We start from the raw sequence: 11,952 nt of genomic DNA, 5'->3' as shown, positions 1-11,952 counted from the left end.
CGGCAACGGCAGCAGGACCGCCAGCGCCAGCAGACCCGCCAGCGCCAGCAGGCCCGGCAACGGCGGCAGGTCCGGCAACGGCAGCGGACCCGGCGGCGGGAAGCGCCGGGCCGCCGGTGTGCGCCGGGACCACCAGGGGGGCGCCGGTCACCGGGCAGGGCACGACGACGCAGGCCAGTCCGAAGACGTCCCGGACCAGGTCGGCGGTGAGGATCTCCCGGGGCGGACCGGCGGCCACCACCGCGCCGGCGCGCATCGCGACCAGGTGGTCGGCGTAGCGGGCGGCCTGGTTGAGGTCGTGCAGGACGGCGACCACGGTGCGGCCACGCTCGGTGCGGAGCCGGTGCAGCAGGTCCAGCACCTCCACCTGGTGGGCCAGGTCGAGGAAGGTGGTCGGCTCGTCCAGCAGCAGCGCCTCGGTGTCCTGGGCGAGCGTCATGGCGATCCACACCCGTTGCCGCTGGCCACCGGAGAGGCTGTCGACCGGCCGGTCGGCGAGGTCGGCCACGTCGGCCAGGGTCATCGCCTCGTCGACCGCCGCCGCGTCGGACGGCGACCACTGCCGCCACCACCGCTGGTACGGCTGCCGGCCGCGCCCGACCAGGTCGGCCACGGTGACGCCCTCGGGCACCAGCGGGCTCTGCGGCAGTACGCCGAGCCGACGGGCCACGTCGCGGGTGGGCAGGTCGCGGATGGCGGTGCCGTCCAGCAGGACGGCGCCGTGCCGTGGGGTGAGCAGCCGGGCCATCGTGCGCAGCAGGGTGGACTTGCCGCACGCGTTGGGCCCGACGATCACGGTGAACGCGTCGGTGGGCAGGTCCAGGGTGAGACCGTCGAGCACGGTCCGCTCGTCGTAGCCGACGACCAGGTCGCGGGTGGAGAGCATCACACCACTCCTTTGAGGCGTCACGACGACCGTCGCCGTCCACGAAGCAGCAGGAAGATCAGGTACGGGCCGCCGATCGCGGCGGTCAGCACGCCCGCCGGCAGTTGGGTGGGCGCGAACAGTCGGCGTCCGGCCAGGTCGGCGAGGACCAGCAGCAGCGCGCCGAGCAGCGCGGCGCAGACGAGCGGAGGCCGTTCGGCGCGGACCAGCCGGCGGGCCAGTTGCGGTGCGACGAGCGCCACGAAGTCGACGGCGCCGACCTGGGCGGTGACCATCGCGGCGACGAGCACGCCGGTGCCGGCGAGTCCGATCCGGCGGGCCACCGGGCGCAGCCCGACACCGCGCGCGGTGTCGTCGTCGAGGGCGGTGCTGTTCAGGGCCCAGCCGGCCCACGCCAGCACCGGGAGCAGCACCGCGAGTGTGCCGACGATCCAGGCCGCCTCGGTCCATCCCTTGCCGGCGAGGGTGCCGATCAGCCAGATCTGCGCCCGCAGGCCGTCGATCGGGTCGGCGGTGAGCATGACCACCTCGGTCAGCGCCCGGAAGGCGAACGCGACCGCCACGCCGGCGAGGACGAACCGTTGCGCGGCCAGCCCGTGCCGCGCGCCGAGGGCGAACAGCAGCAGCGCCGCCAGCAGACCGCCGACCAGCGCGCTGGGTGCCACCAGCACCGCCGCCGCACCGCTGGTCAACGCCACGGTCGCGGCGAGGCCGGCACCCTGGGTGATGCCGATGACGTCCGGGCTCGCGAGCGGGTTGCGGGCCACGCTCTGGATCAGGGTGCCGGCCACGCCGAAGGCCGCGCCGGCCGCCGCCGCCAGCACGACCCGGGGCAGGCGAAGATCAAGAACCACGAGGTCGTACGGGGTCCCGGCGCCGGAGAGCGCCCGCAGCACGTCCGCCGGGGCGACGTACGGGGTGCCCAGCGACAGGCTGAGCACGACGGCCAGCAGGAGTAGCACGGTCAGCACGACGGCAACCAGCGTCGCGCGGCGGCGGATCAGCAGGCTGACCGGGCCGACCCGCAGCAGCGACCGCCCGGGCAGCCGGGACGTGCCGCCGCCCGGCGCACCGGGCAGCCCGGTCACGGCTGCGAGCCCAGCCGCGCCGGACGCGTCGGCGGCGCGGGCAGAACCAGCGGCGTCGGACGCGTCGGCGGCGCGGGCAGAACCAGCGGCGTCGGACGCATCGGCGGCGCGCGGCGGACCAGCGGCCGGGTCAGCGGGACGGCCGGCGGTCACGCGGTCACCACCCGGGCACGGCGGACCAGGACGGCCAGCAGCGGCGCGCCGATCAGGGCGGTGACGATGCCGGCGGGTATCTCGCCGGGCGGGGCGACGAGTCGACCGACGACGTCGGCCCCGAGCAGCAGCGCGGGCCCGAGCAGGGCGGAGACGGCGAGGGTCCAGCGGTGGTCCGCGCCGACCAGGGCGCGGGCGAGGTGCGGCACGGCCAGCCCGACGAAGGCGACCGGGCCGGCGGCGGCAACCGCGGCGCCGGTGAGCAGCACGGCGGCCACCCCACCGCCGAGGCGGACCAGGCCGATGCGGTGGCCCAGGCCGCGGGCCACGTCGTCGCCGAGGGCCAGCGCGTCCAGGCCCCGGGCCACCAGCGCGGCGAGCAGCAGCCCGACGAGGACGAACGGCAGCACCTGGGCGGTGACGCCGAGGTCCCGCCCGGCGAGTCCGCCCACCACCCAGAACCGGTACTCCTCGAAGGTGCGGGCGTCGATGCTGAGCAGCGCGTACACCCCGGAGGCGAGACTGGCGTCGAGCGCCGCGCCGACCAGCGCGAGGGTGACCGGGCTCGCGCCCTCGCGGGCCCGGCTGGCGATGGCGAAGACCAGCAGGCCGGCGGCGAGCGCGCCGGCGATGCCGAACCAGACGTACCCGGCGAGCGTGCCGATGCCGAAGACGGAGATGGCGAGCACCACGCCGAACGAGGCGCCGGCGCTGATGCCGAGGATGCGCGGCTCGGCGAGCGGGTTGCGGGTGAGCGCCTGGAACAGCACGCCGGCCACGGCGAGCGCGAGCCCGACGGCGAGGCCGAGCGCGGTACGTGGCATGCGCAGTTCCCGGACGATGGTGCTCGCGTCGCTGCCGTCCGGCGCGACGAGGGCGTGCCAGACCGCGCCGACTCCGAGTTGCCGGCTGCCCAACGCGAGGCTGGCCAGGACGGCGAGCACCAGCACCAGCGCGGCCCCGACGGTGACGGCGACCCGTCGGCCGGTACGGGCACCGGACCGGCTGCGGGCCGGCGTCGGCCGGGCGACGAGGGTGGTCACGAGACTCCTGCACGTTCGAGCTTAGGTTCGCCTAACCTTAGCCGACCTGCGGAAAGTGACCTAACTGGCGTCGGTCGATGCTGCCGTGGCGACGTTCGGCACGCCCGCCGAGCTGCCGTCCCCGGCCGCCGCGGAGCCGCGCGGCAGCACGTTCAGGGGCCGCATCATCTCGTTGTCCTCGTGCTCGAGCAGGTGGCAGTGCCAGGAGTAGCGGCCCGGCAGGTCGAAGCGGGCCTTGATCCGGGTCACCTCCCACGGGTACGCGAGCACGGTGTCCATCCATCCCCGCTCCCCCGGGCCCGGCTCCGACCGGCCCGACCGTCCACGGCCCAGCAGTTCGAACTGGGCCTGGTGCAGGTGGACGGGGTGGACGTTGCGGGTGAAGTTGCGCACCTCCCACACCTCGGTCGCACCGACGAGGGGCTGTTCGGTGGCCGGATCGCTCCAGCGCATCGGCAGACCCCGGCCGCGCTCGTCGAGCGTGCCGAGCAGCATCACCATCGACCCGCCGGACATCCGCTCGTTGAGCGACAGCCGCCGGACCCGCTCCGGCGCGCCGAGTCGGGGGTGGGCCGGCAGTTGCAGGTGCTCCGGCGGCACGCTGGCGTCCGCGCCGGTGGCCTCGGTGACGACGAACCGCAACACCTGCCCGGTGGTCCGCGGGTCGGACGGCGGAAAGTCCACCCCGGGTCGGCCGCCCCGGTACGCCCACTCAGGCCCCTCGTTGACGAGGAACAGCTCGGTGCCGGCGGGCACGCCGGTGAAGTCGACGATCACGTCGGCCCGCTGGGCGGGGCCGAGGGTGAGGCGGTCGTGCGGCACCGGCTCGGGCAGGAAGCCGCTGTCGCTGCCGATCTGCCAGACCGGCAGCGCCGGACGGGCCGGCCGCGCGGTGGCGTGGGCGGCGACGCTGAGCATCAGGAAGCGGCTGTTGCACCCGTTGAGCAACCGGAAGCGGTAGCGCCGGCGCTGCACCGTGAGGCTGGGCCAGGTGCGGCCGTTGACCACGATCGTGGTGCCGGAGAACGCCGACGTCCACGCCGAACCGTCGTGGTGGCCCCCGGGATAGACCAGCTCGCCGTCGGCGTCGAAAGTGCGGTCCTGGATGAGCAGCGGGATGTCGTGGTAGTCGGTGTCCGGCGGATCGTCGTGGCCGGGCGTCGGGCCGGGCAGCACCTCGTCGGGCAGGTCGTCGCCGCCCAGCAGGTAGAAGCCCGCCGGGCCGGCGTAGACGTTCTCGCGGGTGAGACCCAGCGTGTGGTCGTGGTACCAGAGGGTGCAGGGCCGCTGGTCGTTGGCGTACTCGAAGGTGGCCGAACCCGCCGCCCAGCGCAGGCCGGACCCCTCGGCGAAGCGGGACCGGAACTCGCGGTAGGCGCTTCCCGTCACGGCGACCTCGGCCGGCAGGTCCCGGGCCACCGGCAGGTACCACGCCTCGGCGTGCCCGTCGCTCTCCTGCGTGCTGTGCCCGCCGTGCAGGTGGACCACCTGGGGCACCGGTCCCCGGTAGCCACGGCGGCTGCCGTCCGAGCGGCCGTGCCCGTCCCGGCCCTTGCGGCCACCGGCCGGGTTGGCCCAGTGCAGAGTCGGGTCGACGGGCAGCAGGTGCGGCAGGTAGTCGCCCCGGTGGTCGACGAGTTCGTTGACCCAGGTCACCCGTACCGGGCGGTTCACCCGCGCGACGATGCTGTGCGCCGGGTAGCCGAAACTGCCGGGGTGGGCGGTGGAGCCGTAACCCCACACCGTCGTACGCGGCCAGGACCGCGGCAGGATCTGCTGGCGGAACTGCCGCACCCCGATGACGTACGTGTCCCGCTCCGGATCGTTCGCCACCCGCGGCATGGCCGGGGGGATCCGCAGCGGCGCGACGTACTTCGGGATGTCGGCGGCGCGCAGCATCGTCGCCGCGGCGAGCGCGCGGCCCGCGGCCGTCGAGCCCGCCGGGACCAGAACCGCGGCGCCCCCGGCGGCACCGGCCACGAGCACCTGTCGTCTGCTGACCATGCCGCACCCCCATTCGATATCCGACCTCGATAAGAGAATGAGTTTCGCGGACGGGTGCAAGTGGTGCGGAAGGCAGATAACACCCGTAAGAGGGACACCGAGCGCCATAGGGTGTGGGACATGCGATTCGACCAGCACACGGTCGTCCTCCTGACCCGACCGTCGGATCCGCCGGACCTGCCACCGGAGGCGATCGACCGCCTACACGCCGCCCATCTGGCACACCAGGCAGGGCTCGTGGAGCAGGGGCTGGTGCTCGCGGCCGGCCCGCTCCTGGATGCCGACGACCACCGGATGCGCGGCTTCGTCGTCTTCTCCATCGCCCCGGACGAGGTACGCGGGCTCTACGCCGACGACCCGGCCGTCCGCGCGGGCCTGCTCGTCGCGCGGGTGGCGAGTTGGATGGTGCCCGAGGGCAACGTGCGGTACGAGAGCGTGCCGATCCCCGCGTCGGTGCTGGAGGCGGCGGCGGGGGACTGACGGGATCAGCCGGGCAGGTCCGCGATCGGCAGCACCCGCAGGTCGTCCGGCTCGCCCACGATGACCCGCAGCGCCGGGAAGTAGGTCGTCAACACCGCCCGGCACCTGTCGCAGGGCCCGACGACCGTACGACCCCGGTCGGCGACCGAGACGATCGTCTCCAGCTCGGTCACGCCCTGCGTGGCGGCGGTGCCGATCACGACCAGCTCCGCGCAGGTGTCGCCGCTGTCATGCCGGACGTCGACGCCGGAGAACACCCGCCCGTCGGCGGTACGGGCGGCCGACGCGCCGGCGTGGTGGCTGCTGCGGCACCGCAGTTTGGCGACCGCCGTGGCGGCCTGCACCAACGCCCGATCGGTGTCCCGCAGCTCCATCCCGGCCCCCCAGCGCTCGACGTCGGGCGCAACTGTAGACCGCCGTCCACGGGCCGAAGCACCCGCGCGCGGTAACCCAGGGGCGGTCCGCCGCCGGGCTGCCTATCCTTGGGCACGACATGCAGAATCCAACCTCCTCCGCCGCGACCGATCCCGTCCGCGACCTGCACCGCCGCCTCAGTCCCCTGATGTTCCGCGACCAGCGCCGGCTCCAGCGACGACTGGACGGCGCCCGCAAGCTGCGCGACCCGCAGCGCCGGGAAGCGGCCCTGAACGAGATCACCGCCGAGCTGGCCCGGGCCGAGCAGCGGCTGGCCGCCCGACGGGCCGCGGTGCCGGTGATCACGTACCCGGCGGGGCTGCCGGTCAGCGAGCGCAAGGACGACATCGCCGCCGCCATCCGCGATCACCAGGTGGTGATCGTGGCCGGCGAGACCGGCTCCGGCAAGACGACCCAGCTACCGAAGATCTGTCTGGAGCTGGGGCGTGGCATCAACGGCCTGATCGGGCACACCCAGCCCCGCCGGCTGGCCGCCCGGACGGTGGCCGACCGGATCGCCGACGAGCTGGGCACCGAGCTGGGCGACGTGGTCGGCTACAAGGTGCGCTTCACCGACCAGGTCAGCGAGCGCAGCCTGGTGAAGCTGATGACCGACGGCATCCTGCTGGCCGAGTTGCAGACCGACCGGATGCTGCGCCAGTACGACACGCTGATCATCGACGAGGCGCACGAGCGCAGCCTGAACATCGACTTCATCCTCGGCTACCTGCGCGAGCTGCTGCCCCGCCGGCCCGACCTCAAGGTGATCATCACCTCGGCGACCATCGAGACCGACCGCTTCGCCGCGCACTTCGCCGACGCCCAGGGCACTCCGGCGCCGGTCGTCGAGGTCTCCGGTCGTACGTACCCGGTCGAGGTCCGCTACCGACCGCTGGTCGAAATCGCCGAGGGCGACGAGGACGGCGACGCCGACGAGGAGAACGTCCGCGACCAGATCCAGGCGATCGGCGACGCCGTCGAGGAGCTGGCCGCCGAGGGTCCGGGCGACATCCTGGTCTTCCTCAGCGGCGAACGGGAGATCCGCGACACCGCCGACGCGCTGGGCAAGCTGGTGCAGAAGAAGCGGTCGCTGCTGGGCACCGAGATCCTGCCGTTGTACGCGCGGCTCTCCGCCGCCGAGCAGCACCGGGTCTTCGCCGCGCACAGCTCGCGGCGGGTGGTGCTCGCCACCAACGTCGCGGAGACCTCGCTGACCGTGCCCGGGATCAAGTACGTGGTGGACCCGGGCACCGCCCGCATCTCCCGCTACTCCAGCCGGCTGAAGGTGCAGCGGCTGCCGATCGAGCCGGTGTCGCAGGCGTCGGCCAACCAGCGCAAGGGCCGCTGCGGTCGTACGTCGGACGGAATCTGCATCCGCCTCTACGACGAGCAGGATTTCCTGTCCCGCCCCGAGTTCACCGACCCGGAGATCCTGCGCACCAACCTGGCGTCGGTCATCCTCCAGATGACCGCGATCGGGCTGGGCGACCTGGCCGCGTTCCCGTTCATCGACCCGCCGGACAAGCGCAACATCACCGACGGCGTCAACCTGCTGCACGAGCTGGGCGCGCTCGACCCGACCGAGGCCGACCCGGCGAAGCGGCTCACCGCGCTGGGCCGCCGGCTGGCCCAGCTACCGGTCGACCCGCGGCTGGCCCGGATGGTGGTCGAGGGCGAACGCAACGGCTGTGCCACCGAGATCCTGGTGATCGCCGCGGCGCTCTCCATCCAGGACCCGCGCGAGCGCCCGGCGGAGAAGCAGGCCCAGGCCGACCAGGCACACGCCCGGTTCGCCGACTCCGAGTCGGACTTCGTCGCGTACCTGAACCTGTGGCGGTACCTGCGTGAGCAGCAGCGCGAGCTGTCCTCCAGCGCGTTCCGCCGGATGTGCAAGGCGGAGTACCTGAACTACCTGCGGATCCGCGAGTGGCAGGACATCGTCAGCCAGTTGCGCCAGGTGCTGCGTACCCCGGCCGAGAACGAGCGGCGCGGCGGGCGGCCGGCGCGGGACGCCTCGGCCGAGGCGGACGCCGGCCGGGGCGCGGGCCGCCGGGGCGGCGCGGACCTGCCGGAGGAGATCGACACCCCGAAGGTGCACCAGTCGCTGCTGCCCGGCCTGCTGTCGCACGTCGGCCTCAAGGACGCCCAGAAACACGAGTACCTGGGGGCGCGGGGCGCCAAGTTCGCGCTGTTCCCCGGCTCGGCGCTGTTCAAGAAGCCGCCGCGCTGGGTGATGGCGGCCGAGCTGGTGGAGACGTCCCGGCTGTGGGGGCGCATCGCCGGGCGGGTCGAGCCGGAGTGGGTCGAGCCCCTCGCCCAGCACCTGGTCAAGCGCAGCTACAGCGAGCCGCACTGGGAGAAGAAACAGGCCGCGGTGATGGCCTACGAGAAGGTCACCCTGTACGGCATGCCGCTGGTCGCGTCGCGGAAGGTCAACTTCGGGCGGATCGACCCGACGTTGAGCCGGGAGCTGTTCATCCGGCACGCCCTCGTCGAGGGCGACTGGCAGACCCACCACCGGTTCTGGGCCGACAACAAGCGGCTGCTGGGCGAGATCGAGGAGCTGGAGAGCCGGGCCCGACGTCGGGACATCCTGGTCGACGACGAGACCATCTTCGGTTTCTACGACCAGCGGATCCCCGCCGACGTGGTCTCCGGCCGGCACTTCGACACCTGGTGGAAGAAGACCCGCCACGAGCGTCCCGACCTGCTGACCTTCACCCGCGACCTGCTCATCAACGACGGCCGGGGAGGTGTCGACGAGAGCGACTACCCGGACGAGTGGCAGACCCAGGGGGTGACGCTGCCGCTGACGTACCGGTTCGAGCCGGGTACGGCGACCGACGGCGTCACGGTGGACATCCCGCTGCCGCTGCTCAACCAGGTGCCGGCGGAGAGCTTCGACTGGCAGGTGCCGGGGCTGCGCGAGGAGACGGTGATCGCGCTGATCCGCTCGCTGCCCAAGGCGATCCGGCGCAACTTCGTGCCGGTGCCGGACTACGCGCGGGCCGCGCTCGCCGCGATCACCCCCGGCGAGACGTCGCTGCTGGACGCGCTCACCCGTGAGCTGCGGCGGATGACCGGGGTGACCGTGCCCCGCGACGCCTGGGAGCCGGCCAAGCTGCCCGCCCACCTGCGGGTGACCTTCCGCATCCTGGGCGACGACGAGAAGCCGGTCGCCGAGGGCAAGGACCTGCCGGCCCTGCAACGTCAACTGCGCCAGGAGGTACGCCAGGTCGTGGCGGCCGCCGCGCCGGAGGTCGCCCGGACCGGCCTGCGCGAGTGGAGCATCGGCACGCTGCCACGGACCATCGAGCAGGTCCGTGCCGGTTACGCGGTGACCGCGTACCCGGCCCTGGTCGACGAGGGCGCGACGGTCGGGGTGAAGGTGTTCGACTCCCCCGCCGAGGCGGAGGCCGCGCACTGGGCCGGCACCCGCCGGCTGCTGCGGCTCACCGTGCCGTCCCCGGCCCGGTTCCTCCAGGGTCGGTTGAGCAACGAGGCGAAGCTGGCGTTGAGCCGCAACCCGCACGGCGGCGTGCAGGAGCTGATCGAGGACGCGGCCGGCGCGGCCATCGACCGGCTGATCGACGCCGCCGGTGGGCCGGCCTGGGACGCCGAGGGCTTCGCCGCGCTGCGCGAGAAGGTCCGCGCCGACCTGGTCGACACCGTCGTCGAGGTGATGGACCGGGCCCGCAAGGTGCTCGCCGCCGCGTACGCGGTCGAGCAGCGGCTCGGCGCGACGCGCAACCTGGCCGTGGTGGCGGCGCTGGCCGACATCCGCAAGCAGCTCGCCGGGCTGGTGCACGCCGGTTTCATCACCGAGACCGGGTACGCGCGCCTGCCCGACCTGCTGCGCTACCTCACCGCCATCGAACGCCGGCTGGACCGGCTCGGCGGCAACCCGCAGCGCGACCGCCAGCAGCAGGACCGGATCGCCGTAGTGCAGAAGGAGTACGACGACCTGCTCGCCACCGTGGCGCCCGCGCGTCGGCAGGAGGCGGCTGTTCGGCAGATCCGCTGGATGATCGAGGAGTTGCGGGTGAACGTCTTCGCCCAGGCGCTGGGCACCCCGTACCCCGTCTCGGAGCAGCGGATCTACCGCGCGATGGACGACGCCGAGGGCCGCTGAGCCCGTCGGTCTGACCGCCGGCGGTCTCTTCGGGGCGGCGGCCCCGGAAGGGTCAGGTCAACGGCTCGACGCCGGGCGGCAGCTCACCGCGCTCGATCGCGGACTGGACGTAGTCGAGCAGGATCCGGCGCAGCTCACGCCCGGCGTGCGTCGGCACCACGTCACGCCGACGGGCCACCGCGATGGTCCGTGTCACCCCGGGGGATGACAGCGGCGTGCTGCGCACCCCGGATCGGCGGGCCAGCACGATCCCCGGCACCAGCGCGATGCCGAGCCCCGCCTCGACGAAGCTGAGGACCGCGTCCATCTCGCCGCCGTCCACCGCGAACGTGGGCTCGAAGCCCGCCTCCCGACATGCCTGGATGGTGGCGTCACGCAGGTCGTAGCCCTCCCGGAACATCACCATCGGTTGGTCGCGCAGGTCGGTGATGCGCAGCTCGCCCGTCGCCGAGGCGGTCGGCACCTCGCCCACCGAGGCCACCACCAGGCTCTCGCGCAGGATCGGGTCGACACGCAGGCCCGGATCGGCGCCCTGCGACGGCATGATGATCAGCGCCAGGTCCAGGTCCCCACGCAGCAGGTCACGGACGAGATCCTGGGACCCACCCTCCTCGACGCGAAGGTCGACGGTGGGGTGCGCGTCGCGGAAGCGGCGCAGCACCGGCGGGGCGAGCGAGGTGGCCAGGCTCGGGGTCGCGCCGAGTCGTACGCGCCCTCGGCGCAGGCCGACCAGCTCCTGCACCTCCCGAGTCGCGGTCTCCACGTCGGCGAGGATCCGGGTCGCCAACGGCAGGAGCACCTCCCCGGCCGCCGTGAGGGCGATGTTGCCCCTTACCCGCTCGAACAGCGGGGCGCCGAGGTCGGTCTCGAGGGCGTGAATTTGCTTACTCAACGAGGGCTGGGTTATGCCGACGATGTCGGCGGCTTGGGTGAAATGTCGTACTTCGGCCACCGCGACGAAGTACCGGAGCTGATGGAGCTGCATCTACATAGCTTATGGCTATCAACGCTGCGAGTTCGATGCATTGGACGACTGATCAAAGTGCTCCTAGCGTCGGTCACGTGGTAATGACGAAAACTCGGTCGCCCATCCGCTCGAACGTCGGCCTCAAGGCCGTCATGGCGGTGACGGGCATCCTGCTGGTGCTGTTCCTGATCGCGCACATGCTCGGGAACCTGAAGGTGTTCACGGGGGAGACCTCGTTCGACCACTACGCGCACTGGTTGCGCGACATCGGCAAGCCACTGCTGCCCGGTGTCTGGTTCCTGTGGATCCTGCGCACCGTCCTCGTGGTGGCCGTCGTCGCCCACATCTGGGCCGCCACCGTGCTGGCGCTGCGCGCCCGCGCCGCCCGTCCGGTGAAGTACGCCCACCGCAAGAAGGTCCGCGGCAGCTACGCGGCCCGCACCATGCGCTGGGGTGGCGTGATCATCCTGCTGTTCGTGATCTACCACCTGCTGGACCTGACCACCGGCACGTTCAACCCGGTCGGCAACGAGAGCAAGCCGTACGGCAACGTCGTCGCCGACTTCGCCCCGGAACGCTGGTACGTCACCCTCTTCTACACCCTGGCGATCGTCACGCTCGGCTTCCACCTGCGCCACGGCGCCTTCAGCGCGTTCCGCAGCCTCGGGCAGCAGACGCCCCGGGGCGAACGCCGGGCGCGCGCCGCCGCTCTGGTCTTCGCCGTCGTGCTGTGCGCCGGATACCTGGTGGTCCCGTTCGCCGTACTCACCGGATTGGTGTCCTGA

Annotated in this window: 8 protein-coding genes and 1 pseudogene; 3 read left to right on the top strand and 6 right to left on the bottom strand. The window is 73.0% G+C overall.

Features of this window, described 5'->3' with window-relative positions; translation table 11 throughout:
* Positions 1-94: 94 nt before the first annotated feature.
* The 4 genes and pseudogenes from ACTFTM_RS11410 to ACTFTM_RS11395 all read right to left on the bottom strand — a co-directional run.
* A pseudogene (locus ACTFTM_RS11410) lies at positions 95-886 on the bottom strand (ABC transporter ATP-binding protein); the annotation flags it as partial.
* 20 nt (positions 887-906) lie between these two features.
* Positions 907-1,974 (bottom strand): FecCD family ABC transporter permease, encoded by a 1,068-nt coding sequence (locus ACTFTM_RS11405; RefSeq protein ID WP_449565765.1) that lies wholly within the window; start codon positions 1,972-1,974, stop codon positions 907-909.
* Positions 1,975-2,123: 149 nt separating this feature from the next.
* Positions 2,124-3,170: a FecCD family ABC transporter permease gene (locus ACTFTM_RS11400; RefSeq protein ID WP_449565764.1), complete on the bottom strand. Its 1,047-nt coding sequence runs from the start codon at positions 3,168-3,170 to the stop codon at positions 2,124-2,126.
* A gap of 60 nt (positions 3,171-3,230) precedes the next feature.
* A complete protein-coding gene (locus ACTFTM_RS11395) occupies positions 3,231-5,174 on the bottom strand; it encodes a multicopper oxidase family protein (RefSeq protein ID WP_449565763.1) in 1,944 nt (647 codons plus the stop codon).
* Positions 5,175-5,294: 120 nt separating this feature from the next.
* Between ACTFTM_RS11395 and ACTFTM_RS11390 the strand changes: the two genes are divergently transcribed.
* The gene (locus ACTFTM_RS11390) at positions 5,295-5,654 is read left to right on the top strand and encodes a YciI family protein (RefSeq protein WP_449565762.1); all 360 of its coding nucleotides are present in this window, start codon (positions 5,295-5,297) and stop codon (positions 5,652-5,654) included.
* A gap of 5 nt (positions 5,655-5,659) precedes the next feature.
* Here the strand turns inward: ACTFTM_RS11390 and ACTFTM_RS11385 are convergent, their stop codons facing one another.
* Positions 5,660-6,028: a cytidine deaminase gene (locus ACTFTM_RS11385; RefSeq protein ID WP_449565761.1), complete on the bottom strand. Its 369-nt coding sequence runs from the start codon at positions 6,026-6,028 to the stop codon at positions 5,660-5,662.
* 119 nt (positions 6,029-6,147) lie between these two features.
* On the opposite strand from ACTFTM_RS11385, the gene hrpA reads away from it, so the two are divergent.
* Positions 6,148-10,200 (top strand): ATP-dependent RNA helicase HrpA, encoded by a 4,053-nt coding sequence (gene hrpA / locus ACTFTM_RS11380; protein ID WP_449565760.1) that lies wholly within the window; start codon positions 6,148-6,150, stop codon positions 10,198-10,200.
* A gap of 52 nt (positions 10,201-10,252) precedes the next feature.
* Here hrpA and ACTFTM_RS11375 read toward each other — a convergent pair whose 3' ends face one another.
* Positions 10,253-11,185: a LysR family transcriptional regulator gene (locus ACTFTM_RS11375; protein ID WP_449565759.1), complete on the bottom strand. Its 933-nt coding sequence runs from the start codon at positions 11,183-11,185 to the stop codon at positions 10,253-10,255.
* Positions 11,186-11,268: 83 nt separating this feature from the next.
* Here ACTFTM_RS11375 and ACTFTM_RS11370 point away from each other — a divergent pair, with 83 nt between their 5' ends.
* On the top strand, positions 11,269-11,952 hold the full coding sequence (locus ACTFTM_RS11370; RefSeq protein ID WP_449565758.1) for a succinate dehydrogenase cytochrome b subunit: 684 nt from the start codon (positions 11,269-11,271) through the stop codon (positions 11,950-11,952).

This window comes from Micromonospora sp. RB23, assembly GCF_053585025.1.
Note: the sequence above shows the minus strand (reverse complement) of the source record. Positions and strands in the feature narration are given on the sequence as shown.